The sequence below is a fragment of the Pseudomonas poae RE*1-1-14 genome, from assembly GCF_000336465.1.
Classification (GTDB): Bacteria; Pseudomonadota; Gammaproteobacteria; order Pseudomonadales; family Pseudomonadaceae; genus Aquipseudomonas; species Aquipseudomonas poae.
Genome location: NC_020209.1, coordinates 28317 through 51994, shown reverse-complemented (window position 1 = coordinate 51994; position 23678 = coordinate 28317). Strand labels below are relative to the sequence as shown.

Below are 23678 nucleotides of genomic sequence, written 5' to 3'. Positions count from 1 at the left end.
AAAAGAGAGCAGATTTATTTCTCTGTTCTAAACGTCCGCTGCTGGCCGACCACTGCCGGTCGAGGCCACCTAGTGTGCCGGTCAAGTCGAATGCAAATGTGTGGCTAGGTGGAGCGCAATTACGAAATCAAGGCCAAAAACACGGAAAAATGTTAGCAATATAAAACTTATAAAAATCAGTATCTTACACCCTAATAACTGTTAGGGTCATTCAGATATAACGACGGTGTGGTCGTCGCACGGGTGCATGTGGTGTTGCCGGAACGCATAGCCCCAGGTGAGCCCGTACAACCTGCATCCGCCTCCGTATTCATCAAGCACGACCCGCGGCTGGACCCTGACAACATCAATGCGCGGGTGCGCAGGATGGTCGCCAGCAGCCTCCCCGGCATGGCCTCGGCGATCGACAACACGGTAAAGCTGACCGTCGTTTTCGTACCGGCCACGGCCTATCAGGAGAAACAACAACTCACCTACCTCGGCCCTTTCCTGATACCCGAGCAAGACCTCGGATTCTGGCGCATCAGCCTGCTCATGCCGCTGGTCTTGCTCTTTACAGGAGGTGTTGGTTGGCTGCTATGGCGAAGAAAAAGGCTCGCTCCTGCGATAAAAGACGCCTATGAGTGATGATCTCAATTGGGTCAGGTGGTGGGCCTTCCCCTGGAAGCACGCCCACATCGACTGGCTCACCCAGACCGGCTTTGTCGACACGGCAGCGCTTTCACGCAGCCACCATGGTCGGGTGAGCAGGATGTTCGACATTCAACCCGAGCTTCCCCCGCCCATGAGTCCGGCCCTGCTGCAACTGGTGCAAATCGACGCGCAACCACGAGACCTCATACTCCTACTCGTCAATGAGGTTTACAACGCGCCTCACCACCGCCGGCTCAATCAAGAACAGCTCCTTTGGTGCCAGCGCCTGGCCAAGGCACTGCCACCTGACCCAACACCGGCAAGCATCGACGACCCGTTGCACTACCTGCGAGCGTGGGTCTCACCGCCGATATGGCAGCGGCTGCGCTTGAGCTTTGCCTGCCAGAGGGTACTTGAACTGGAGCAGCACCCAAGGCTTGAGGACACTCAAGGCCGGCTGGGTATTTTATGGCAAGCCGCCATTTGGCGTGCGACCTCGACCCCCACCGATGACGCGCTACACGCGCCCCCGGAGAACGCCCAGCATGTTTTGCGCCCACAAGATTGAGCTGCACACCCGCCCTGACGACCTGCCGACAGCGCTGATCTCCAGGGAAATGCTCGTCGAACATACCCAGGCCCGTCAGCTGCTTGAGCACGCCGAAACTCAGGCACAGGCGCTCATAAATCAAGCCGAAGCCCATTGCAAACAGCTGCTGGACAACGCCAGCAATGAGTTCTGGCAGCGCGCCAATGCCCAACTTCATCGTTGGGAGTCAGAACGCCTGGCGATGGCCGAGAATCTTGAGCGTGTTGCCACCTCAGTCATCAACACCGCGATTAGAAGTTTTCTCAATGAGGCCCCACCTGCCCAACGCCTCAGTGCCCTGCTCGATAAGTTACTGGCAGCCGGATTGCCTCCGGTCGAGGCCAACCTGCTGTGCAATCCGCAGGATCGCGAATCTGTCGAACAGTGGCTCATCCAGCACTGTGATGTGCCTTGGACGCTCCGGGTTGAGGCCGGGCTCGCCGCCCAGTCGCTGATTGTTGAAACAGACGACGGCGGCTTTCATATCAACTGGACGGATGCCGTGGACGGCCTGGTACCGATCCCGCCTCAAGGCCAAATCAGATGACCACTCTTTTGTTAACAAATGGATCAGCCGAAGGAACTGGCCGCCCATCAGTGGCCACACAGGAGTAGCCCCCCACCGGAGTTAAAGCAATGACTAACGACGCCCGCATACTCGACAGCCTCTACCGGCAGCGAAGCCGTTCCGATAAGGCACTTGGACAAATCGATGAGGATATTTCCGCTGGAGGTGACGACGAAGAACTCTCAAGAGTCTTCGACCAGCTTATGCAGGAGAAAATCGTCATCGCCAACAGCTATGCCGTGACCTCGGTCTATGTCAATTACAAACACGAAACCCTGAAAAACGCCATCAATGTCGCTTAGTGAGTGGCAGCAACGTCCCGCAAGCCTGCGGGGCAATCCAGCCTGGCACCTGCACGGCGCGCCGGTTTTTTCGCCGACGCCGGTCACCTCTGGTTGCTGCAGTCATCCGCTACGTGGTTGCAGTCAGCTACAGCGGTTGCCCCCCTTTAATCGCGACTCAACCAACGCGAGATCAGGCGCAGGGCAACAGCGCGCCTGACAAAGGCCGGGGCGGATTAACGCCTACTTCATCAAGTGCCCTTGCGCACTGAAACAGAGATCCTGTCATGCATAGCAAGACCCACAAGCACACCCGCTTGCGTTTGAACTCGCCCGCACTTCAAGCAAAACGCCCTCAGTGGCGCCTCCTGCTCGCCCTGCCCTTTTTGTTGGCACCGCTTCACAGCGTCGTCGCCGCCATTCCCTCCGACTGGAAAAACACAGCCTACGCGTACGAGGCCGAACATAAGCCTCTGCGGGACGTGCTGGAAGATTTCGCTCAGACATTTGGCACACAGTTGCAGATCGATGGCCTCCTGGACGGCGTCGTAAATGGCAAGATACGCGCCAATACGCCGCAGTCATTACTCGACAGACTGGGGGTGGAACACCGCTTCCAGTGGTACCTGTACAACAACACGCTTTATATCAGCACCCTGGACCTGCAAGAGTCCGCACGCCTGGAAGTCTCCGCCGAAACCGTCGCAGACCTCAAGCGAGCCCTGACCGATATCGGCCTGCTCGACAGCCGTTTCGGCTGGGGCGAACTACCCGATGATGGTGTGGTACTGGTCTCGGGTCCCAAGCGTTACATCGACCAGATCAAGCAATTCAGCAGCCAGCGCAAATCAGCCGACGAAAAACAGAGCGTGCTCAGCTACCCGCTGAAATTCGCCAACGCAGGAGATCGCCAGATCGATTATCGCGGCGAGAAAATAGCCATTCCAGGCGTCGCCAGCATGTTGCGCGGGTTGCTGGAGCCTCGGTCGCCTTCCACACTGTCAACGATGAGTCCACGCCCCTCTGCATCCCAGCCTTCGCCCATCACGCCGAATTATCCAAGACTGAACAACCCGATACTGGGGCAGATGCTCGGCCAGACAGCAAACGCTGGACAGTTGGAAACCGGCGCAACGCTTACCCCGCGAGCCCCCGTGTCGGCCGGCAGAATCCGCGTGGAAGCCGATGTGCGTAACAACGCTGTGCTGATCTATGACCTGCCGGAGCGGCAAGCGATGTACCGCGAGCTGATTACCCAGCTCGACGTCGCGCGAAAAATGGTGGAAATCGACGCCATCATCCTTGATATAGAGCGCAGTCAATTGCGCGAATTCGGGGTCAACTGGGGCAACAGTCGTTTCAGCAGCGATATGCGGCTGGCACCGGGAAGCTCATCGCAGCTGTCGATCGAAAACCGTGACCGTTTCTTTGCCAAGATACGTGCCCTGGAGCAACGCGGCCTGGCGACCATGGTCTCCAACCCGTCGGTTCTCACCCTGGAAAACCAGCCTTCGGTGATTGACTTCAATCGCACCCAATACCTGACGGCAGGTACCGAAGTCGCAACGGTGCTGCCCATCACTGTGGGCACCAGCCTGCAAGTGGTGCCCAGGGTGATTACCACCCGCGGCACTCATCAGGTGCACCTGCTGGTGGATATCGAGGACGGCAACTTCGACGAATCCGATCCCAATCGTCTGGGCCCGGATGTACGCCGGGGCAATGTCAGCACCCAGGCGGTGATGGCGGAAAAGCGCTCGCTGGTGGTCGGCGGTTTCCATGTCACCGAAAGCATCGACAAACGCAACAAAATCCCCTTGCTGGGGGATATACCGCTGCTGGGCAAGGCGTTGTTCTCCTCCAGCGAGCGCAAGAACAATCGTCGCGAACGCCTGTTCATCCTCACCCCGCGCGTGATCGGTGACCAGGCCGACCCTTCACGTTACCTGCCGCAGGACGATCAGGCGGAACTGCAGGCAGCCCTCAAGCCGCTGGCCAGGCGTTATGCCGAACACGCGCCCGTCATCAAGCGCAGTGACATCACCGGCACGCTGGCGAACCTGGTGACCGGCCGAGTGCCGCTGGCCTTCAAGGCGGCCCCCATGCCACTGGGCCTGGCCACCTTGTGCAGCACCCGCGATTTACTGGCAATGAATACCGAACGCAGCCAGTGGTACGCCGGCCCGCAGTTCAATGTAGCCGTGGTCGTGCTGCGCAACCAGCTCAAGCGCAATGTGCGTATCGACGAAAAGGAATGCAGCACCTCGCAAACCCTGGCCGTGACAGTGTGGCCACGGGCCTGGCTCAAGCCGGGTGAAGAAGCCGAGGTATTCATTGCCATGCGACCGGTGGTGAAAGATGAACACCTCAGCGTGCCGCGCCCCTCCTTGCTCACTCCAGCTAAAAAGGCCACGCCATGAAACACCGCTTGTTGTGCGTCACACTGATCAGCGCAGCGCTGCTCATCACCGGCTGCAGCCCCACGTGTAGAGGCGACTCCTGCTCGCGTCCGCAATCGACCAAAGACAAGCTGGTGATCTGGTGGCCACCGCAGATGCGCGTCGAGCCCGGCCCTTCCGGCGAACGTGCGGACTACCAGACGATCTCGCTGGAGCGCTAAGTCCAATGATCAACGCCCGGCGTTACCGGGAGTCTGATCTGCTGGTGGATAAGGGCGCGGCCTGACAACCCGCAAGAAGCTGATCAGCGCAACTCCAGTGCAGGCAACTCCAGGGTTTCGCGCTTGGCGTCATCATCCAGCTCGCGCAAGGTGCGATAGATCAACGCCACAGCCTGCAAGGTTTCGCGGGGGATACCGGCGCCCAGTTTATGCGTATAGAGCGTGCGTGCCAGCCAGACACACTGGATCACCGGCACCTCGGCCGCCTTCGCCTGCCGGATCAACTCGCGAGCCTCGTCGTCCGTTCCCTTGTTGACCAGCACCGGCAGCGGAGTCTTGCCGGGTCGGTAATACAGGGCCACGGCAAAGTGCGTCGGGTTGACCACAAGCATGTCGGATTCCTCCAGCTTGGGCAGCTTGACCTTCGGTTCCTCCTGGGCCAATTCCTGTGCCAACGCGCGGCGCTTGCCCTTCACATGCGGGTCGCCTTCCATGTCCTTGTATTCCTTGACGACCTCGACCTGGGTCATGCGCATGCGTTTGGCGAAAAAGTGCTTTTGCAGAACCAGGTCAATGAGTGCCAGCACCAGCAGCAGGGCCAGGCAGGCGTGCAGCAAGTAGCGGAACAGCGCGATCAACGCGAGGATATAGGTTTGCAGGTCACTGCTGGCCAGGTTGATCAGCGTGCCCAATGAAGGTCTGATCACCAGATACACAACCATGCCCAGCAGCAGCGCCTTGGCGATGCTCATCAACAGATTCATGACCGATTGAGCGGAGAACATCTGCTTGAGCTGCTTGAGCGGGTTGAGGCGGTTGAAGTCGAGCTTCAACGTCTCCGGCGCGAACAACAATCCGAACTGCATCCAGCTGCTGATCAGCTTCATGAGAATGGCCGTCGCAACCATCAGCAGGGCGAACGAGAAAAACACCGTCAACCCCTCGAACAGCACTTCCTCCAACGCACGCGTGAAAGGCTGGGCCATGCTCGACAGGGGCAACCTCATCAGTTGCTGAAACCGTTGCAAACTGGTTTCGGCGGTGAACAACGCGATCTCGCTGATGGCGGTCAGCGCCAGTAACTTACCGATGTCCTGACTTTGGGAAACCTGACCTTTCTTGCGCTGATCACGCAGTTTCTTGGCTGACGCCGGGTGTTTCTTTTCACCTGAGTCACTCATGATGGCGAGCCCTGGAACATCAGCCCGAGTGAATGTTTGAGATCGCCCAGCAGGTTCAGGCGTCCGACCATCAAGTCCTGCAGCAACGCAAAGTACAGCAACAAAATACCAATGCCCGCGAGGCACTTCACCGGTGGCGCCAACGTGCTCACCTGCAGTTGTTGGCTGTAGACCCCCAGCAGCGCGATGCCGAATTCCATAAACAACAGCACGGCAATGAAGGGCGCGGCGTAGAGCATCATGTGGGTGAAGGTATCGCCGAGTATCCCCAGGAAAATACCGAAGCCGTTGACTGCCGGCAGCGGTATCCAGGCCGTGGCCGGCCAGATCCGATAGCTGTCCCATATCACTTGCATGAGGACACTCAGCCCCAGCACAGCGATCAGCAGGTAGATCACCAACTGCTTGAACAAATGCCCGACGGGCGTCGCATCCGGCCCCAGCGAAGGGTTGAGCTGACCGCCGGCCAGGGCGCCGCGCTGGTTGTCCAGCAGTGCGCCAACCGACTCGAACATCCAGAAGGGCATCGCCAACAACACACCCAGCAAGATGCCAAGGGCCGCCTCTTTGCCTATGAGGCCGATGATCATGAGTGCGGAGTAGTCCTGGCCCGCGAGTACCGCATGGATAGCCGGCGCCGGAATGAAGGCCATGACCGCCACGATGGCGTGCCGGGGCACGCCGCGTATGTGTTGGAAACAGAACGCCGGCACCAGGAGAGCACAGGGATAGATACGTGCCATGCCAATCAGCAGGCTTGTCAATAAATCGAGATAAAGCAGCACGGACCTGCCCTCAGTTCAATGCCGAGCGAGCGATCATGTCGAACATCAGGTTGATCAGTTGAATCAACTCCACGCCAATCCAGCGCCCGGTCAGTATCAGTGTGATACCCACCGCGACCAGCTTGATGCCAAAGGGCAATGTCTGATCCTGAATCTGCATCAGCGCTTGAACCAGCGATGTCAGTACGCCGACGACCACCGCCACGATCAGCGGCGGTGCCGTCAGCACCACAACCAACAGCATGCCCTGCTTGAACAGCACAATCGGTTCCATAGGACACTCAGAGATAAGAAAGGAAAAGGCTGTCGAGCAACCGCGACCAGCCGGAGACCATGACGAACAGCAGCAGCTTGAGTGGCAGGGAAATGGTCATGGGCGAGACCATTTGCATCCCCAGCGCCAGCAGCAGGTTGGACACGATCAGATCGATGACGATAAACGGGATATAGATCAGGAAGCCGATCTCGAACCCCGCCTGCAACTGCGACACCACAAACGCCGGAATCAACAGGACCCAGTCCTCTCGCTGGGTGCTTTGCGCCATTTCCGGCGGCCACATGCGCGCGCTGTTTTCCTGCAGATGGGTGAGTACATCCGGGTCGGTGTTACGCGTCATGAAGGTACGCAGCGGTTGTATGGCCACAAGACCCGTTGCCTGAAGCGTCTGTACATTGCTCATGTCCAGAGGCGAAGTCTTGAGGTTCTCGGCGATCTGATAGCCCACGGGGGCCATGACAAAAAGCGTGGCGGCCAACGCAATGCCATTGATCGCCATGCTCGGAGGCACCTGCTGCACGCCAATGGCGTTACGCGTAATCATCAGCACAATGACAATCTTGAGGAACGCCGTACAGACGACCAACAGCATCGGCAGCAACGACATCGCACCGAAGAACAGCGCGAGTACAACCGGATCAACGCCCTGGAACATCATCGGGAGAACACCACGCGCGTCAGTTGCAAACCGAGTCGCCCCTCCACTTCCACCAACTGCCCTTGCCCAATGGGACGGTCGCCGTAATACAGGCCGGCGACGCCGGGTGCGTACCCGGTGATGCCCAGTACGGTACCGGGAGCCAGGTTGCGCAACTCGCCCAGGGTCAGGGTCAGGACACCACAGCGCACGGTCAACGCCATGCTCAACTCGTCAAAGGGCTCCCGGCCGAAGGCGTCCTCCACCGGGTGGTCAAACTCAGGCCCCGGGTATTCTTGTATGACAAACTCTTCGTCCACGCACGTGTCCTCGATCGCAGTAAGGTTCAGGCATAAGCGCCCGGATTCATCTTCAATACGCCCTTGCAGCCGACGACTTCCAATTGGCAGGTGGCCAAGGCCCTGCACATCGAAAAAGGCCTGTTCGAGCATCAACACATCACCTGCACGCAGACCGCGTACTTGCGCGACAGGCAGGCTCAAGCCGCCCAGCTTCACGCTGATTGACAATGGAAAAGAGACGGGCAGCGCAGCGGCCATCTGCTCCCAGGGTCCGGCCGCATACGCAGCGAGCAAGCTTTCAGGGGCCAGCCACAGGTGACCTGCAACCCTGGAGAGCCCCAGCGTCACGGTAAAGCGACAACCAAAGTCCAGCTTCCTGGGTGCGGGCAGCAAGCGCAGGTAGCCAAACAACGACGACAACTGCGGGGCGAGGTGAAGCTGGAACAATTCCCAGAACCAGGATTTGGGGTCGTTGCCGACCTGCGCCAGGGTTACCGGGCATTCGCCCATCAAGCTGAACATCGCCTCTGGATCAGAAAACGCCAGCACCCCCAGGGCGCTCTCGAAACACAAAGGGTTCATCCCCGCAGGCGTGAGGCCGGGCTCAAGCAAAAAAGCACCACGCTGATCACCCACTTGAAACGGCAGGCGCAAGCCGCGTCCCAACTGATGCAACGCGGCCGCCCTTCCCGCCTCGACCACTGGCAGTGTCAACGCCGACATGATCATGCCGGGCTCACGCGCGCGAGTTGGAGGTCGACAGGCTGCCCCAGCGACTCCACCAGCCGGCTTTGAAAACTTTTCTGCACCGTGCCAAGCCACTGCGCCGTGTGTGCCTCTTCGGCGTGCAATTCGATGCCCCAGCTACCCGGCGGCCTCTGTACACGGGCGTTGATCCGCCCTAGCCGCGGAAGGTAAAGCACGGCCAGCAAGGGCCATTGCGCAGAGGCCTGTAGTCGCGGCGCCAACTGCCCAGCCAAGGCTTCGAGCATCAATTTATTCGTCGCCGTGATTGAGCCTGGCAGGCTGGACACATAACCGCCTTCGCTCTGCTCATGGGTAAACAGGCGGGCGAACAGGCTTGCGTAATCCAGAGGCAACACCCCTTCGCCAGCCGATTCGTCGTCTCGTCCGTACTCGCGCGTACGCGGTCGCTCGGGCTTGCTTGCAGGTATGTCTTTCATGTCTCTTCCTGCGCCAGTAAACGGGACAATTCCAGAATCTTTTCAACCTCACGCAAACACTGGGTGACCTGCCTCTGCGCTATGTCGACCTCGGTCACTTGCTGCTCCTGCTGTCCGTGCAACCCGCGCAACTGTGCTTCTTCGCGCTGCGTCGTGGCGGACAAGGAGCGCTCCTGGTTATTCCACGACTTGAGCGCCTGCAACGAGATCACCTGCCCTTGATGCTGGCTCAGCAGCTGCGCACCTGCCTGGGCTTCCTGCAGGCGGGTTTGCTCAAGGACTTGCTGTGCCTGTTCAACTTGCAACTGCAGGGATCGCTGATGCCTTTTGGCCTTGCCCAGCGCACGCTCGGCCCGGTCCGCCCGGTGCTTGCGCAGACGCCGCAAGGTTTCCAATTCAGAAAGGGACATGGGCAGTAAGCTCCGTCAATTGATCCAGGGTCGAGTCCATCAGCGCGGGCTCGCGCAAGTCCTGACGCAGAAAACCATCGACCCGCGAACGGGTGTCCACCGCCATGTCGGTCAGGGCGTCACTGCCAGGCTGGTACTCGCCCAACTTCAGCATCAGCTCGATCTGCTGGTACGCCGACAACAAGCGCCGCAGTGCCGTACCGGCCTGAATATGTTCGGGCGTGGCGACGTTGCTCAAAATTCGCGACAGGCTGGCCAGCACATCAACGGCCGGGTAGTGACCACGCTCGGCCAGCTTGCGGGACAGAACAATGTGGCCATCGAGCAGCGAGCGGACTTCGTCCGCCACGGGATCGCTCATGGAGTCCTGCTCGATAAGCACGGTGTAGATCGCCGTTATAACGCCGTTCTGGGTCAGCCCGGCGCGCTCCACCAGTCGCGGCAGCAAGCTGTAAACCGAGGGTGGCAGGCCACCTCGCCCCAACGGCTCACCGGCCGCCAGACCGATTTCGCGCTGGGCCCGCGCAAACCGGGTCAGGGAGTCGATCAGCAGCAGCACCCGCTTGCCCTTGCGCCGATAGCCCTCAGCCAGCGCGGTCGCGGTGAAGGCTGCGCGGGCGCGCTCCATGCTTGAACGATCGGATGTCGCGCACACCAGCACGGCCTTGGCGCGCAACTGGTCATCCAGCTCGTGGTCGAGAAACTCGCGCAGTTCGCGTCCCCGCTCGCCGATCAAGCCAAACACAATCACATCGCACTCGACGTTACGGGCAATCTCCGCCAGCAAGGTGGTCTTGCCACAGCCGGCACCGGCAAACAGCCCCACACGCTGCCCCTCGCCAAGCGTCAGCAGGCCATCGATCGAGCGCACCCCGGTCGCCAGTGCGCGATGGATCCTGGGCCGTTCGGTAGGCAGCGGCGCCTCGCACAACACCATGCTTGCATCGGGACTGTCGACCTCGACAAACGCACTGGGGCCAACGCCGCTGATCGGCCGTCCAAAACCATCCAGCACCTGACCCAGAAGCTCATCACCGACCAGCACTCGATGCGACACCCCCAGACGCTGCACGCTGGCGCCCACGCGTACCCCTTCGAGATTGCCCAGAGCACTGAGTACGGCGTCCTGCTGATCGAAACCGATGATCTCAGCCAGCATGTGGTCGTCGACAGACTTCTCAACCTGGCACAGGTCACCGATACGCGCGTTGGGCAAACGGCATTGCAACAGCATGCCATTCACGCGCTGCACTCGACCGCGCATCGTCACCGGCATGAAGTTGGCCAGCGACCGAGTCTGGCGCTGCTCCCAGGCCTCCAGGCGCGCCTGCAGGTCCGTACTCACCAGCGCACCTCATAGCGCTGCGTGCCGTCGAAAACCACCTTGGTGTTGTCGATCAGCACCAGGCGCAAACCGTCTACCTCGTCACCCACGAACAGCCGGCTGCCTTCTTCCAACACGACGTGGCCGTTCGGCCCGCCGACGATCTGCACGATCTTGAACGGCAGCGCTCCATCGCGCGCGCGCACACGGCTGATCACCGGTACCGCACTGTCGAACAGCTCGCCAAAGCGGCTGAGCATGCGCGCTACCAGCTCCATATCGTCCGGGGACACGGCGCCATTAAGCGCAATCTGGCCATTGATCACCTCCAGGCTGACCCTTTGGCTCAACTCGCGCTCGCTGAGCATTTTCAACAGTTGCTGACGGACTTCAAACGGCGAGGCCAGTTGTTGTTTAACCGCCACGGGAGGCATCAAGGAAGCCTGGGCATCACGTTCTCCCGAGGACACCATGCTCACCACCACGGCGATAACCGCCACCAACAACACTGCGCTGATGAGGCGTTTTTGCTGCTTGTTGGAGATGGACGATAACTGCAGACCCGGCGATGGCTCGTTCGCTTGCGGCGCGGGCGCGGGAGCAGGTGACGGGCCGGGCACCTCAGGCCAGGGTTGATCGGCCAGGCACACATAGAGTCGAATGGCCCCTAGCGAAAACGGCATGTTCAACGCCAGGCTCGCAATCTGTGCCAGCACCTGTCCCTGATCATCATGCAGCAGCCCGGCTTCAGCCTGCACCGACCATTGCGAGTCAGCCAACCGCAGCCGCGCATGCTGCTCGGCAATACCGGGGTCGTTAAGCATCAGGTCAGCGTCAGGGTGAGCACCGATGCTCCACTGCTCGCCAAATAGCGGTAACGCAGCGCCCTGGCGCTGGCCATTAAGCACTCGCAGCTCAAACATCATCGAGCGCTCCCATGCGTTGAACCCGGTGAAAAATCATGCCGCCGCACCGCGCATCAATTCGTCTTGCCCCAGATCAAAACGCCCCAGGACTTTTACCTTGGACGTGCTTGCCAACTCGGCAAAAGACAGCACGGGCACATGGTTGAATTCTTCCAGCAACAAAGCGCGTAAGGGGCTGCGCAGGTCCTGTGCCACCAACATCACGCTCTTGCTCCTGGCGCGTAAGGTAAATGCCTGGTTGAGGAGGTTGACCAACGCGGCGCTGCTTTCGTTATCAAGGGCAAAGAACACCCCGGTCTGGGTCTGGCGCAACGCCTCGCGCAGGATGTTTTCGGTATGGGGAGACAACAACCACGCATGCAGGCCATCGTCCTCGCTGTACTGCTGGAAGATCTGCGCCTTGAGGGCAATGCGCGCATAGTCGGCGAGTGCATCGGGTTCGCGCTCATGCTGACCGTGCTCGATCAGCGACTCGACAATCAGCCGCACCGCACGCAGCGGTACACCTTCGCTGGCCAAGCGCTGCAGAACCGCTGAAAACCGCGACAGCGGCATGATGCGTTGCAGTTCCTGCACCAGCTCCGACTGGTTGTGCTCGAGCCAGCTGAGGATTGCCTTGCTCTCCTGAATACCCAGGAACTGCGGCCCGCTGAGCATCATTGCCTGCCTCATGCGCTCGATGATCAGGCTGGTCGCGGTAAAGCGCTCAAGTGCGGGGTCGGCGAGCAGCGGATCATCAGGTGGCAACCAGAGCCAATCCTGTTCATCACGCTCGGCCAGTCCCGGCACTGCATGCTCCGGCTCAACCGCCAGCGCCTTACGGTCAACGGCGACAAGCGTGACCACCGACGCCTTGACCATCGGCACCTCGTGCACACAGAAGCGCATTTCATCAGCGGCCAGCGCGTCGTCGAGCTCGACTTCGAACGGCGGCAATGTCAGGCCGATATTGGCGACCAGCGAATTTCGTGCCTGACGAATACCGTGAATAAGGTCCGTAACCTCAGGCGTCCCCCGTAAGGAAGGAGGAAACTGCAACAGATAAGGCCGCGATGGATCGAACCCTCGCAAGTCTTCATTACCGTTCTCTTCAGGGCGCACCACATTGGCAGCTTCCTCCTTGGGCTTCTCCTCGCGTTGACGCTGACGCATCAAGTAATAACCGAGGAAGCCGGTTGCCGCCGAGATCAGGATAAACACCAGGGTAGGCATGCCGGGCACCACTGCAAACGCGAGCATGCCCACCGATGCAATCATCCAGCTCTTGGGTTCACTGGTCATTTGCCGCGCAATTTCGGCGCCCATGTTGCTCACCCCCTTGCGACCGTCCGGCGCCACACGGGTGATGATCATGCCGGCCGTCAGGGAGATCAGCAGGGCTGGAATCTGCGCAATCAGACCGTCGCCGATGGTCAGTACCGAATACAGCTGTATCGATTCGGCCGCACTCAACCCGTGTTGAAACATACCCGTGGTGAAGCCGCCCAGCAGGTTGACCACAACGATAATCAAACCGGCGATGGCATCACCCTTGACGAACTTCATGGCTCCGTCCATGGCACCGAACAACTGGCTCTCGCGGGACAACTGCTCGCGTTTTTCCCGTGCCTGCAGGCCGTCGATAAGTCCGGCACGCAGGTCACTGTCGATGGACATCTGCTTACCCGGCATCGCGTCCAGGCTGAACCGCGCGGCGACCTCGGCAACCCGCTCGGAGCCCTTGGTGATCACCAGAAAGTTGACCAGGGTGAGGATCAGAAAGATCACCATGCCGACGGCCAGATTCCCCCCGACCACGAAGTTGCCGAACGCCTCGACGATATCGCCGGCGTCCTGCTCCAGTAAAATCAAACGTGTCGTGGCGATCGACAGCGCCAGGCGAAACATGGTGGTCAGCAGCAGAATCGAAGGAAACGAGGAGAACGCCAAAGGCCCTGGCAAATACAGCGCCAGCACGATCAACAGGCACGATATGCAGATGTTGATTGCAATCAGGATGTCTACCAGCCAGGTGGGCAGCGGCACGATAAAAATGAATACGATGCCCAGGACCACCACGGCACCCAGCACTTCGGCACGCTGCGCCACTTTAAGCAGCGCCAGGTTGATGGCAGACAGTAGCGTCACGCCAGCGCCCCCAGATCACCGGCAAAACGTGAGGGTTTGCGCTCACTGCGCTCCAGCTCGCCCATCACTGCGATAAAGCAGTCCAGGGCGTTCTGCCGCACTCGACTGTCCGGCCACAGCGCCAAGGGCAAATCGCGCATCAGCGGATACAGTGCATTGAGAAGCACCACCTGCCGCAGGCTCGGGTTATGGCCAAGATCATGCCCAAGCCGCAGGATTTCACCCGCATCGATACCGCTGCCGGCGTATCCCAGCAGACGCTGCAGAAGGCTTACGGCGTCGTGATCGATGCCCAGTCGCTCGATCAACGCATGGCAACTGGCTAATACCGTGCCCAGTTGCCCACAACTTTGCAGGGCCAGCAACAAGGTGCGTAGCCGTGGTGTGGTCATTGATGAAACCAGGGCCGCGATGTCGTCAGCCAGGGCTTTGCGGATATTGCCGAGCCGGGCGGAAAACGTATCGCCACCGTATGCCCCCAGCAGGGCCTGCATGATCGTGGCCAGCGATTGGCGTGTGGCGATGCTGGCATAGTAGAGCGCGCGCAGGGCCTGGCGCTCTTGTGGATCACCCCCTGACTCCAGCAGCGTACCGGCGAATGCAAGGCCCGCCTGGATTTCCCCTTTGAAACCGACCGACAACAGCGCAATGGCGTCGCGCGCCTTGGCGGCCTCGGAAGGACGCGCCTCACTGTCCAACTGGACTTCCAAGTGCTTGAGCACCACGAACGCACGGGCGGGGTCTCCTTCGGCAAGCTCCACCCACTTGTCGACACTGACGTTGTGCTGCAACTGGTGCCTGAACCGCCGCGAAATGGCCGCCAACGACTCCTGGGCCGGATAACCCAACTGATCGTAAAGCTGCGTCAGCTGTTCGGAGGGAGGAATGCGTATCGCCGTCGCCCGCATGGCGGCGTTGCCAGCGAGCACTTCCCGGTCAAAGATTTGAGCAAGCTCATCGACCTTGGCCGGTGCGGGCGCAGAAACCGCCGCAGTGGCGGATTGATCAAGATGCCGGGCGGAGGACACATCTTTGGGAAATTCGACTTTCATGGGCATGCCAATACAGGAAGAGTGTGCCCCCTGTGTGGCGACGCTCGCCCATGCGGTTCCATCAAAATGTGTACATCGAAACCTTTGACAATACCGGCACAAACCATCGGCGCGTTTTGCAAATTACTGCGCAAAATCGCCGTATTTCAATATATTTATCTATATAAATCATAAGGTTGAGGATTTTTTTCGCTTGGCACAGCCAGTGCTAAAGGGGTTTCCGTCGAAATTTTTTCGATAGCGTCTACCCTGAGGAAAAAATCGTGAATATCCCTATTGAAGCTTTAGCGCAGCTCGTTGGCAACTCGCCTCAATTCATGCTCCAACTGACGGACGACCAGCAGAAAAAACTCCGACGTTTTATCCACAAACGCGTACTCAACCCCGAAGATGCCGACGATATTCTGCAACTCACCTATCTTGAGGCCTGGCGCAACAGGGAACGCTTCAGTGGCCAGGCGAGCCTCAGCACCTGGATGTGCGGGATTGCACAGAACCTTGTCCGCAACCACTTCCGACGCCTCTATGCCAAACCGGTGCATTGCGAATTCGATGAATCGCTGTGGCATGGACAGGAGGAAAACAAGAACCTGGATTGGGAGTTCGAGATCAACCGCAGACTGGAGAAAACCCTGAGCGCCATCGACCACCTGCCTGCAGAAATGCGCAAGACGTTGTACGCCTCACTGGAGACCGACGGCAGCTATCAGGATACTGCCAACGTGTTGGACATCCCTATCGGCACCGTTCGTTCGCGCCTGTCGCGAGCGCGCGAACAGCTTAAGCGCGTCACGCATAACCCGCTTCAACCATAAACGCCTGGGAGCAAGCGTTGGGCGGCAGGGATATCTGCCCAACCGAATGTTTAGAGCACAGGACAGACTTCTTTCAGAACGCCCCTCCAATTCTCCCCGCCCTCGCCTCGTCTTCGAAGACGCCTGACTAGCAACGCCTGGCCGGTTACCGCGCGTCAGCCACCCTGCTTGATCATCGCGAACACCCGATCGCCCGTCTTCAACACCGGCAGCTCCGGTTAAACAATTGAAAGCGTAGAAAAAATCTCAACAAAAGTGCTTGACGCATTCTCGTTCTGCGCGAATAATGCGCGCCACTTGGCTACGTAGCTCAGTTGGTTAGAGCATAGCATTCATAATGCTGGGGTCCGGGGTTCAAGTCCCTGCGTAGCCACCAAGTACTAAAAACGGCTTACCGAAAGGTAGGCCGTTTTTTTATGCCTTGAGAAAAGTGTCTGAATCGCACAAAAACTTCCCAACTGTATTTTGACGCCCCCCAACCCCACTGTTAGTGTCCAGCCTCCCCACATGGAGCGCCCTGCGGTGAAACTGGACATCTATCAAGTCGACGCCTTCAGCCAACATCCGTTCGGCGGCAACCCCGCAGCCGTCTGCCCGCTCACCGAGTGGTTGCCCGACGAGCAGTTGCAGAACATCGCCGCCGAGAACAACCTCTCGGAAACCGCGTACTTTGTGCCCCGTGGCGAGCACTATGAGTTGCGCTGGTTTACCCCCCAAGTTGAAGTGGACCTGTGCGGCCATGCCACGCTGGCGGCGGCCTGGGTGTTGTTCCATGCGCTGGCGGATGCGCCGCAGGTGCTGCGCTTTGCCACCCGCAGCGGCGAGCTGCGGGTGACGCACCATGGCGACGAGTTAGCCATGGACTTCCCGGCCCGGCACCCCGAACGCTGCGAGCCGCCCGCCGAACTGTTGAGCGCCTTGGGGATTGAGCACGCCGAGGTATTCGGCACCGATGACTACATCGTCGTGGTGGACAACGAGGCCCAGGTCGCTGCACTGACGCCGGATTTTGCATGCCTTAAGGGCTTGCCCAAGCGCGGCATTGCCGTGACGGCCAGAAGCACGCAGTTTGATTTTATCTCGCGCTGGTTCGGGCCCAATGTGGGGGTCAATGAAGACCCGGTCACGGGTTCCGCGCACACGTCACTGGCGCCATTCTGGGCGGCACGCCTGGGCAAATCGCAATTGACTGCCGAGCAGGGCGGCACGCGCAAGGGCCAGTTGCGCTGCGAGCTTCAGGGTGACCGCGTGATTATTTCCGGCAAGGCCGTGCTGTACATGCAAGGCACGATTTACCTGTAGAACGCAACGCCTCACGGACAGCAGATCATTCTCAACATGAAAGGAGTTCAGTGCGTGTTTTCAATTTCCCGCCGCCCTTTGTCGGTCATTGCCGCAGCCCTGGCCCTGTCGGCCTGTCACACCACGCTCAACGAACCGCCACCCGCGCCGGAGCTGGGGTCGGGTTATCGCACCGACCTCACCCTGCGCCATGCCGAACGCCACATGGCGGCTGCGGCGAACCCGCTGGCTGCCGAAGCCGGACGGGAGATGCTGCGCCAGGGCGGCTCGGCGATCGATGCGGCGATAGCCATGCAAGCCGTGCTGACCCTGGTGGAGCCGCAGTCTTCCGGCATCGGCGGCGGCGCCTTCATCATGCTGTGGGACGGCGAAAATGTGCACGCCTATGACGGTCGTGAAACCGCACCAGCCGCAGCGACCGAGCGTTTGTTCCTGAACGCCGACGGCACTCCGATGGCCTTCACCGATGCACAGATCGGCGGGCGCTCCGTCGGTACACCCGGTGTGTTACGCGCGCTGGAGATGGCGCATAAAAAGACCGGTCACCTGCAATGGGCCAAGTTGTTCGAGCCGGCGATTCGCTTGTCGGAACAGGGTTTTGCGATCTCCCCACGGTTGCACAGCCTGATCGCGGCTGACCGTTTTATCGCGCAGTCACCGGACATGGCTGCTTATTTCCTGAAGGCCGATGGCACGCCGAAAGACACCGGCACAGTGCTGAAAAACCCGGCACTGGCCGCCGTGTTCAAGCGCATTGCCCAAGAGGGCCCGGACGCACTGTACCGTGGTCCGATTGCCGAAGAGATCGCACGCAAGGTGCAGAGCCACGGTAATGCGGGTGGCCTGTCCAAGTCCGACCTCGCGGCTTACGTCGCCAAAGAGCGCGCGCCGCTGTGTACCGACTACAAGCGCTGGAAAATCTGTGGCATGCCGCCGCCGTCGTCCGGCGCGATTGCAGTGGCGCAGATCCTCGGCACATTGCAGGCACTGGAAACCCGCGACCCGCGCCAGGCCCTCGCGTCGATGACCCCGGTCAAGAATGCCACCCCGGCCGGGTTCGAACCCACGCCGCAGGCTGTGCACCTGCTCGCCGAAGCTGGCCGCCTGGCGTTTGCCGACCGCGCGCAGTATGTGGCCGATGCGGACTTCGTGCCGGTGCCGGTTGCCGGTCTCGTTGCACCGGAGTATCTGGCGCGGCGTGCCGACCTGATCGGCGAGCGCAGCATGGGGATCGCCAAACCGGGACAGCCCGCGGGCATCCAGGTGGCCTATGCACCGGACCGATCGCCGCTGCGCATTTCCACCTCACAGGTGGTGGCCGTGGATGACCTGGGCGGCGCCGTATCGATGACCACCACAGTGGAAGCGGCCTTTGGCTCCCATGTGATGGTCCAGGGCTTCTTGCTGAATAACCAGATGACCGACTTTTCGTTCATCCCCGAAGAAAACGGTCAGCCGGTTGCCAACCGTGTGCAGCCGGGCAAACGCCCGCGCTCGGCCATGGCGCCCACACTGGTATTCGACCGCCAGAGCGGTGAGTTGCTGGCCACGCTAGGCTCCCCCGGCGGCTCGCAGATCATTGAATATGTGAGCAAGACGCTGGTGGCGATGCTCGACTGGCACCTCGACCCGCAAGCCGCCATCAACCTGCCCAATTTCGGCAGCCGAAATGGCCCGACGGAACTGGAGGCTGGATTGTTCAGCGCGGGCATGAAAAAGGCGCTGAAGGAAAAAGGCCATGCGCTGAGCGAGATCGACATGACCAGCGGCGTGCAGGCGATTGTTCGCGTGCGCGATGCCCAGGGCAAGGTGTCACTGAGCGGCGGCGCGGATCCTCGGCGCGAGGGTGAAGCGTTGGGTGACTGACCTGATGCCATAAACTGTTCAAAACCTGCTCCCCTATGTGGCGAGCAGGCTTGTCCTGCGTTGTGGTGCGCAGCAGCCCCAAAACCAGGCGCTGAGCCGTATCAGGTACACCGCGTTTTGCTGGATTTGGGGGCGCTACGCACCCCCAACGCGGGGCAAGCCCGCTCGCCACATAGCTGTCAGCGACTGGTCTTCAACCCCTTGCGCCCCGCATGCCGCTCCAGCGCAAGGTCGATCAGCCGGCTCACCAGTTCGCTGTAGCTCATCCCCGCAGCCTGCCACAGCTTGGGGTACATGCTGATGCGGGTGAAGCCGGGCAACGAGTTGATTTCGTTGATCAGCACTTCGCCGTCGTCCGTGAGAAACACATCAACCCGCGCCAGACCGGCGCAACCCAGCACCTCGAACGCCTCAACGGCCAGGCTGCGAATACGCTCGCAGGCCTGCATGCTGATATCCGCTGGCACCACCACCTGGGCGGCCTGGTCGTCGATGTATTTGCTGTCGTAGGAGTAGAAGCCGCTGCTCACCACGATCTCGCCGCAACCGCTGGCAATCGGGCGCTCGTTACCCAGCACCGCGCATTCGATTTCACGGCCGCTGACGGCGGACTCCACCAGCACTTTTTCATCAAACCCGAGCGCCAGTTCTACAGCGGCGTGGTACTCGGCTTCGTCGGCGACTTTGCTGACGCCCACCGATGAGCCCTGGTTGGCGGGTTTGACGAACATCGGCAGGCCCAGTGTGTTCACCGCCATGTCAAAGGATGTACGCGCGACGGTACGTCGGGTGAGAGTGATGAACGGAGTGACGGCAATGCCTGCGTCGCGCAGCAGACGCTTGCTGATGTCCTTGTCCATGCACACCGCCGAACCGAGCACGTCGGAGCCAACGAAGGGCAGGTCCGCCATGCGCAGCAAGCCTTGCAGGCAGCCGTCCTCGCCAAGGGAACCGTGAACGATGGGGAAAATCACATCGATATGTTCCAGCAGAGCCTGGCCGGAGGTTTCCACCACTTGCTGGCTGGCCTTGCCCGGCACTACCGCCAGCTCACGATTGGATTGGTTGAGGGCGATCAGGGCCGGGTTTTCCTGATTGATCAGAAAGTCCGAGGTGTCGTTCAAGTGCCAGTGCCCGGCCTTGTCGATACCCATCAGAATCGGCTCGAAGCGCGAACGGTCCAATGCATCGACAATGTTGCGCGCCGATTGCAACGACACCTCATGCTCAGCCGACCGGCCACCAAAAATAATACCTACACGCAACTTGCTCATGACACGGCCTCACTGTTGAACGTGAGGCTTCTTACCATGGGCCGTCAACGATTCGCCACCAGATGTATACCAAATAACAGATAGCAACTGCCGGCAAGACGATCCAGCCACTTGCGCGAACGAGTGTAGAGATCAGCCATGCGCTCGCTGGAAAACACCAGCGCCACGCAGGCATACCAACTGAACGATAAAGTGGCCATGATCACCACGGCCAGGGTCAGCAAAACCGCAGAGGGAGACGGTGGCATAGTAGAGGCGAAGATAGTGGTCACAAAGAGTGCCGCCTTGGGGTTCGACAGATTACCCAGCAGCCCCAGGCGCCAGGCGGAAAACAACGAGCGCCTGGGCTCATCCGGCAAAAGGTTCTGGCCCATGGTCGGTGCCGAGCGCTTGAAGAGTTTTAGTGCAAGGTAAATCAGGTAGCAACCGCCGATAAGCTTGAACGCCACGTACAACATCGGCGCAGCGGTAAACAATGACTTGATCCCCAGGCCACCTGCCAATCCCCAGATGACCGTGCCAGTAGCCACGCCTGCCGAAACCACGACACCATGACGACGCGAACAGCTGGCGGCCAACTGTGCCGCGTTGAAGAAATTGGGACCGGGCGTGATCACCGCGACGGTCCATAGCAGCGCCAGCGAAACCAGTGGGGCCACGTAAGCGAAATTGAACGACTCCATGGGGCAGCTCCAGCGCGTGCACGAGTGCAGATCATAGGCCTGGCCCTGGCAACGCACAATCGTTCAAGACCCGCGCAGACAAGCACCGGCACACTGGGGTAACGTCATTCCACTTCCTTTTGTGGCAATCATCATGGGTAAATCAACCACCCCCCTGGACTGGCTCCACCGCGCGCCGCACGCCAGCGGCCTGGACCGTATCGAAGCGTACTTCGCCGGCTTTGCGTTCGACCCCCATCGCCATGACACCTACGCCATCGGGCGTACGCTGTTTGGCGTGCAGAGTTATCACTACCGCGGCTGCATGACCCACAGCCTGCCCGGTGCGACGATGGTCATTCATCCCGATGAAACCCATGACGGCCGCGCCAGCAGTGTGGAAGGCTTCAAGTACCGCATGATTTACGTGGAGCCGGCGCTGATCCAGCAGATTCTCGGCGGCCGTCCACTGCCGTTTATCCACAGCGGCCTGTCGACTGACCCGCGCCTGTTCCGTGCCAGCGAAGTGCTGCTGCAAAGCTTGGATTGCCCGATTGACCCGATGCAGGAGCAAGATGCCCTGTTCGACCTGGCGCACGCGTTGAACGCTGCCTCGGGCGCGATCATCAGCCGCAAATCCTTCGACTATGTCGCCGCCGAGCGGGCCCGGGAGTTTATCCACAGCGCCCTGGGCCGCAGCATTACCCTGGATGAAATGGCCGACCACGCCGACCGCGACCGCTGGGCCCTGTCGCGGGATTTTCGTCTGCTGTTCGGTACCAGCCCCTATCGCTACCTGACCATGCGTCGACTGGACCTGGTGCGCAACCTGCTTGCCCAGGGCCAGTCGCTGGTGGATGCGGCGCTGACTGCGGGCTTCACCGACCAGAGCCACATGACCCGGCAATTTCGCAGCACCTACGGCATGCCCCCCTCGCGCTGGGTGAAGATGCAGGGCCGCTGAGGCCCAGACGCATCACTTCATGCGGCATACGCCCATCACTTGATACTCCAGGGTGTTGAGCTTTCCTGCCGAATCCCAATAGGTCATGCGTGACGGCACCGCGTTGCACGAGCGGATCGGCGGCGAAATGTTGACCACCTTGGCAATGTCCAGATTCATGCCGTAGCGATACACCTGCACCTGAGGTGCCGGCAGGCCTCTCTTCTCGGCGTATGCCGCCATGGCTCTTTCATTCCCCTCCAGAAGCGCCGCATAAGTGCGCTCCCCCTGCGCCAATGCGCCGGATGACAGCAGTGCAGCGAGTAAACCCAGGCCAACTGTCTGTAAGTTCATTACACGTTCCTCGACTGAAAAGTTCAGCGTCGAGACTATCCAAACCACCCTGACGACAGGGTCACCGCAAGATTACTTATTTGATAGATAACAGTAACTTTCCAGGATCGTAATGTTCGCGCCACTCAGTCGTTATTCACCGTTTGCAACTATCGCCCTGGGCACTTCAACGCCCACCTTCATAAATAAGAAGCTGGTTATTGCCAGACTCAGGAGCGAACATGAATATCCGCAAAATGACTCTGCCTCTCTCGTTATGCGCCGCGTTGCCGCTGGCAGCGGGGGCGGCACAGGAGCATCCCGAGGGCTTTATCGAGGGCAGCAGCGTCAAGCTGTTGATGCGCAATTTTTACTTCAATCGCGATGAGCGCAATGGTCGATCCAGCCCTACCGGCAATGGTTATTCCGAAGCCTGGGCGCAGGGCCTGATCGGCAAATTCGAATCCGGCTTTACCCAGGGCACCGTGGGCTTTGGCCTGGACGCGTTTGCCATGCATGGCCTCAGGCTCGATTCGGGCAGGGGCCGCAGTGGCGGCAAGGGCTCATTCAGCGTGATGCCGGTAGACAGTAACAACAGACCGGAAAGCACCTACAACAAAGTGGGTGGCGCGGCGAAGTTGCGCTTTCTGGACACGGTGATCAAGGCCGGCGATGTGTTCCCTGCCACGCCCGTCGTGGCGGCTGGCGACTCGCGCGTGTTGCCGGAAAGCTTTCGCGGCGTCACCGTACAGAACACCAGTTTTGAAGGCCTGAGCCTGCAGGGCGGGCAATTGAGCGGGATGAGCCAGCCCTCCCAGAGCGGCAGGAACAAAGAGTTCGCCACGTTTTACGCGGGCAAGGTCGATTCACCCTGGGTCGGTTATTTCGGCGGCGATTACCAGTTCAACCCGCACTTGAGCGCTAGCGTCTATGGCAGTCGCCTGAAGGATGCCTGGGACCAGTACTACTTCGGCACTACCGCCAGCTATCCACTGAGCGAGGACGTGTCGCTGTTTGGCAATTTCAACTATTACAACGTGAAAGACGAAGGCCGCAAACTGCGAGGTGAATTGAACAACAACATCTGGAGCGCGCGCCTGGGGGTGGAGGTCGGCGCCCATCGCGTGGCCGTTTCGCACCAGCGCAACAACGGCAACAACGACTTCGACTACCTGCGCCAGTCGGACTCCAACGTCCTCGAAAACTCCATGCAGTACAGCGACTTCAACTCGCCCAAGGAGCGCTCATGGATGGTGCGCTACGACCTGGACATGCAGTCCTTCGGCATCCCCGGCCTGTCGTTCATGACCCGCTACGGCAGAGGCTCGGGTGCCGACTACAGCAACGCCAATTCGGTGTATGTGCGCAATGATGCCGCAGGCAACCCGCTGACCGGGCAAAGCCGTTGGGAGCGAGATGTGGAAGCACGGTACGTGGTGCAAACCGGTAATTTGAAGGACTTGTCCCTCAGGCTGCGTCAGGCGACCATCCGTTCAAGTGCGTTCGACGCGGACCTGGAAGAGGTCCGCCTTATCGTCGAATACCCGCTGGCCATACTCTGAACCCGCGCCTTACATGCATGTAGCG

At 60.0% G+C, this 23678-nt stretch carries 24 protein-coding genes, 1 tRNA gene and 1 pseudogene; 12 read left to right on the top strand and 14 right to left on the bottom strand.

What is annotated here, in order from left to right:
• Nucleotides 1-222: 222 nt before the first annotated feature.
• The 6 genes and pseudogenes from H045_RS00240 to hrpT form a co-directional block, all read left to right on the top strand.
• A pseudogene (locus H045_RS00240) lies at nucleotides 223-627 on the top strand (type III secretion system inner membrane ring lipoprotein SctJ); the annotation flags it as partial.
• Nucleotides 620-1201: a hypothetical protein gene (locus tag H045_RS00235; RefSeq protein WP_003232953.1), complete on the top strand. Its 582-nt coding sequence runs from the start codon at nucleotides 620-622 to the stop codon at nucleotides 1199-1201. The pseudogene H045_RS00240 and the gene H045_RS00235, both read left to right, overlap by 8 nt.
• Nucleotides 1179-1769 (top strand): type III secretion system stator protein SctL, encoded by a 591-nt coding sequence (gene sctL, locus H045_RS00230; protein WP_003232950.1) that lies wholly within the window; start codon nucleotides 1179-1181, stop codon nucleotides 1767-1769. Before H045_RS00235 ends, sctL begins: the two co-directional genes overlap by 23 nt.
• An 89-nt stretch (nucleotides 1770-1858) precedes the next feature.
• Nucleotides 1859-2092 carry a hypothetical protein gene (locus H045_RS00225; RefSeq protein ID WP_003232948.1) on the top strand — a complete coding sequence of 78 codons (234 nt, stop codon included), beginning with the start codon at nucleotides 1859-1861 and terminating at the stop codon, nucleotides 2090-2092.
• 266 nt (nucleotides 2093-2358) lie between these two features.
• Nucleotides 2359-4491 carry a type III secretion system outer membrane ring subunit SctC gene (sctC, locus tag H045_RS00220; protein WP_003232947.1) on the top strand — a complete coding sequence of 711 codons (2133 nt, stop codon included), beginning with the start codon at nucleotides 2359-2361 and terminating at the stop codon, nucleotides 4489-4491.
• Nucleotides 4488-4691, top strand: a complete 204-nt coding sequence (gene hrpT / locus H045_RS00215) for an HrpT family type III secretion system protein (protein WP_003232945.1) — start codon at nucleotides 4488-4490, stop codon at nucleotides 4689-4691. The genes sctC and hrpT overlap by 4 nt, the downstream gene beginning before the upstream one ends.
• Before the next feature lie 83 nt (nucleotides 4692-4774).
• On the opposite strand, the gene sctU is transcribed toward hrpT, so the two are convergent.
• The 11 genes from sctU to H045_RS00160 are packed head-to-tail and all read right to left on the bottom strand — an operon-like array spanning nucleotide 4775 to nucleotide 14896.
• Complete coding sequence (gene sctU, locus H045_RS00210) at nucleotides 4775-5872, bottom strand: type III secretion system export apparatus subunit SctU (protein WP_003232943.1); 1098 nt, start codon at nucleotides 5870-5872, stop codon at nucleotides 4775-4777.
• Nucleotides 5869-6657, bottom strand: coding sequence for a type III secretion system export apparatus subunit SctT (gene sctT / locus H045_RS00205; RefSeq protein ID WP_015371073.1), 789 nt, complete (start codon nucleotides 6655-6657; stop codon nucleotides 5869-5871). Before sctT ends, sctU begins: the two co-directional genes overlap by 4 nt.
• Before the next feature lie 10 nt (nucleotides 6658-6667).
• Nucleotides 6668-6931: a type III secretion system export apparatus subunit SctS gene (gene sctS, locus H045_RS00200; protein ID WP_015371072.1), complete on the bottom strand. Its 264-nt coding sequence runs from the start codon at nucleotides 6929-6931 to the stop codon at nucleotides 6668-6670.
• A 7-nt stretch (nucleotides 6932-6938) separates the two neighbouring features.
• Complete coding sequence (sctR, locus tag H045_RS00195; protein ID WP_003232937.1) at nucleotides 6939-7592, bottom strand: type III secretion system export apparatus subunit SctR; 654 nt, start codon at nucleotides 7590-7592, stop codon at nucleotides 6939-6941.
• Nucleotides 7589-8602: a FliM/FliN family flagellar motor switch protein gene (locus tag H045_RS00190; RefSeq protein ID WP_015371071.1), complete on the bottom strand. Its 1014-nt coding sequence runs from the start codon at nucleotides 8600-8602 to the stop codon at nucleotides 7589-7591. Before H045_RS00190 ends, sctR begins: the two co-directional genes overlap by 4 nt.
• Nucleotides 8599-9057 (bottom strand): type III secretion system HrpP C-terminal domain-containing protein, encoded by a 459-nt coding sequence (locus H045_RS00185; RefSeq protein WP_015371070.1) that lies wholly within the window; start codon nucleotides 9055-9057, stop codon nucleotides 8599-8601. Before H045_RS00185 ends, H045_RS00190 begins: the two co-directional genes overlap by 4 nt.
• The gene (gene sctO / locus H045_RS00180) at nucleotides 9054-9467 is read right to left on the bottom strand and encodes a type III secretion system stalk subunit SctO (RefSeq protein WP_003232930.1); all 414 of its coding nucleotides are present in this window, start codon (nucleotides 9465-9467) and stop codon (nucleotides 9054-9056) included. The genes H045_RS00185 and sctO overlap by 4 nt, the downstream gene beginning before the upstream one ends.
• Nucleotides 9454-10812, bottom strand: coding sequence for a FliI/YscN family ATPase (locus H045_RS00175; RefSeq protein ID WP_015371069.1), 1359 nt, complete (start codon nucleotides 10810-10812; stop codon nucleotides 9454-9456). The genes sctO and H045_RS00175 overlap by 14 nt, the downstream gene beginning before the upstream one ends.
• Nucleotides 10809-11714 (bottom strand): FHA domain-containing protein, encoded by a 906-nt coding sequence (locus H045_RS00170; RefSeq protein ID WP_032870263.1) that lies wholly within the window; start codon nucleotides 11712-11714, stop codon nucleotides 10809-10811. Before H045_RS00170 ends, H045_RS00175 begins: the two co-directional genes overlap by 4 nt.
• 36 nt (nucleotides 11715-11750) lie before the next feature.
• Nucleotides 11751-13844, bottom strand: coding sequence for a type III secretion system export apparatus subunit SctV (gene sctV / locus H045_RS00165; protein ID WP_003232925.1), 2094 nt, complete (start codon nucleotides 13842-13844; stop codon nucleotides 11751-11753).
• Complete coding sequence (locus H045_RS00160; protein WP_041931405.1) at nucleotides 13841-14896, bottom strand: TyeA family type III secretion system gatekeeper subunit; 1056 nt, start codon at nucleotides 14894-14896, stop codon at nucleotides 13841-13843. The genes sctV and H045_RS00160 overlap by 4 nt, the downstream gene beginning before the upstream one ends.
• Before the next feature lie 263 nt (nucleotides 14897-15159).
• Between H045_RS00160 and H045_RS00155 the strand changes: the two genes are divergently transcribed.
• The 4 genes from H045_RS00155 to ggt all read left to right on the top strand — a co-directional run bounded on the left by H045_RS00155 (nucleotide 15160) and on the right by ggt (nucleotide 18879).
• On the top strand, nucleotides 15160-15711 hold the full coding sequence (locus H045_RS00155; RefSeq protein ID WP_015371067.1) for an RNA polymerase sigma factor: 552 nt from the start codon (nucleotides 15160-15162) through the stop codon (nucleotides 15709-15711).
• A 299-nt stretch (nucleotides 15712-16010) separates the two neighbouring features.
• Nucleotides 16011-16087, top strand: a tRNA-Met gene (locus tag H045_RS00150).
• Nucleotides 16088-16233: 146 nt separating this feature from the next.
• Complete coding sequence (locus tag H045_RS00145; protein ID WP_015371066.1) at nucleotides 16234-17013, top strand: PhzF family phenazine biosynthesis protein; 780 nt, start codon at nucleotides 16234-16236, stop codon at nucleotides 17011-17013.
• A 36-nt stretch (nucleotides 17014-17049) separates the two neighbouring features.
• A complete protein-coding gene (gene ggt / locus H045_RS00140; protein ID WP_049818453.1) occupies nucleotides 17050-18879 on the top strand; it encodes a gamma-glutamyltransferase in 1830 nt (609 codons plus the stop codon).
• Between the two features lie 179 nt (nucleotides 18880-19058).
• On the opposite strand, the gene ddlA is transcribed toward ggt, so the two are convergent.
• On the bottom strand, nucleotides 19059-20153 hold the full coding sequence (ddlA, locus tag H045_RS00135) for a D-alanine--D-alanine ligase (RefSeq protein ID WP_003232899.1): 1095 nt from the start codon (nucleotides 20151-20153) through the stop codon (nucleotides 19059-19061).
• Between the two features lie 44 nt (nucleotides 20154-20197).
• On the bottom strand, nucleotides 20198-20836 hold the full coding sequence (locus H045_RS00130; protein ID WP_015371065.1) for a LysE family translocator: 639 nt from the start codon (nucleotides 20834-20836) through the stop codon (nucleotides 20198-20200).
• Between the two features lie 133 nt (nucleotides 20837-20969).
• Between H045_RS00130 and H045_RS00125 the strand changes: the two genes are divergently transcribed.
• Entirely contained in the window at nucleotides 20970-21779 is an 810-nt protein-coding gene (locus tag H045_RS00125) for an AraC family transcriptional regulator (protein WP_015371064.1), read from the top strand.
• Nucleotides 21780-21791: 12 nt separating this feature from the next.
• Here the strand turns inward: H045_RS00125 and H045_RS00120 are convergent, their stop codons facing one another.
• Entirely contained in the window at nucleotides 21792-22112 is a 321-nt protein-coding gene (locus H045_RS00120; protein WP_003232893.1) for a DUF2790 domain-containing protein, read from the bottom strand.
• 221 nt (nucleotides 22113-22333) lie between these two features.
• On the opposite strand from H045_RS00120, the gene H045_RS00115 reads away from it, so the two are divergent.
• The gene (locus H045_RS00115) at nucleotides 22334-23653 is read left to right on the top strand and encodes an OprD family porin (RefSeq protein ID WP_015371063.1); all 1320 of its coding nucleotides are present in this window, start codon (nucleotides 22334-22336) and stop codon (nucleotides 23651-23653) included.
• Nucleotides 23654-23678: the final 25 nt, after the last annotated feature.

What these genes read in the sequence shown, in the direction of transcription:
- H045_RS00125 (WP_015371064.1), top strand. Translation starts at nt 20,970, where the DNA reads ATGGGTAAATCAACCACCCCCCTGGACTGGCTCCACCGCGCGCCGCAC.
- hrpT (WP_003232945.1), top strand. Translation starts at nt 4,488, where the DNA reads ATGAAACACCGCTTGTTGTGCGTCACACTGATCAGCGCAGCGCTGCTC.
- H045_RS00190 (WP_015371071.1), bottom strand. Translation starts at nt 8,602, where the DNA reads ATGATCATGTCGGCGTTGACACTGCCAGTGGTCGAGGCGGGAAGGGCG.
- sctL (WP_003232950.1), top strand. Translation starts at nt 1,179, where the DNA reads ATGTTTTGCGCCCACAAGATTGAGCTGCACACCCGCCCTGACGACCTG.
- sctU (WP_003232943.1), bottom strand. Translation starts at nt 5,872, where the DNA reads ATGAGTGACTCAGGTGAAAAGAAACACCCGGCGTCAGCCAAGAAACTG.
- H045_RS00115 (WP_015371063.1), top strand. Translation starts at nt 22,334, where the DNA reads ATGAATATCCGCAAAATGACTCTGCCTCTCTCGTTATGCGCCGCGTTG.
- H045_RS00120 (WP_003232893.1), bottom strand. Translation starts at nt 22,112, where the DNA reads ATGAACTTACAGACAGTTGGCCTGGGTTTACTCGCTGCACTGCTGTCA.
- ddlA (WP_003232899.1), bottom strand. Translation starts at nt 20,153, where the DNA reads ATGAGCAAGTTGCGTGTAGGTATTATTTTTGGTGGCCGGTCGGCTGAG.
- H045_RS00170 (WP_032870263.1), bottom strand. Translation starts at nt 11,714, where the DNA reads ATGTTTGAGCTGCGAGTGCTTAATGGCCAGCGCCAGGGCGCTGCGTTA.
- sctS (WP_015371072.1), bottom strand. Translation starts at nt 6,931, where the DNA reads ATGGAACCGATTGTGCTGTTCAAGCAGGGCATGCTGTTGGTTGTGGTG.
- sctO (WP_003232930.1), bottom strand. Translation starts at nt 9,467, where the DNA reads ATGTCCCTTTCTGAATTGGAAACCTTGCGGCGTCTGCGCAAGCACCGG.
- H045_RS00225 (WP_003232948.1), top strand. Translation starts at nt 1,859, where the DNA reads ATGACTAACGACGCCCGCATACTCGACAGCCTCTACCGGCAGCGAAGC.
- sctR (WP_003232937.1), bottom strand. Translation starts at nt 7,592, where the DNA reads ATGATGTTCCAGGGCGTTGATCCGGTTGTACTCGCGCTGTTCTTCGGT.
- H045_RS00130 (WP_015371065.1), bottom strand. Translation starts at nt 20,836, where the DNA reads ATGGAGTCGTTCAATTTCGCTTACGTGGCCCCACTGGTTTCGCTGGCG.
- H045_RS00160 (WP_041931405.1), bottom strand. Translation starts at nt 14,896, where the DNA reads ATGAAAGTCGAATTTCCCAAAGATGTGTCCTCCGCCCGGCATCTTGAT.
- sctC (WP_003232947.1), top strand. Translation starts at nt 2,359, where the DNA reads ATGCATAGCAAGACCCACAAGCACACCCGCTTGCGTTTGAACTCGCCC.
- ggt (WP_049818453.1), top strand. Translation starts at nt 17,050, where the DNA reads ATGAAAGGAGTTCAGTGCGTGTTTTCAATTTCCCGCCGCCCTTTGTCG.
- H045_RS00235 (WP_003232953.1), top strand. Translation starts at nt 620, where the DNA reads ATGAGTGATGATCTCAATTGGGTCAGGTGGTGGGCCTTCCCCTGGAAG.
- H045_RS00185 (WP_015371070.1), bottom strand. Translation starts at nt 9,057, where the DNA reads ATGAAAGACATACCTGCAAGCAAGCCCGAGCGACCGCGTACGCGCGAG.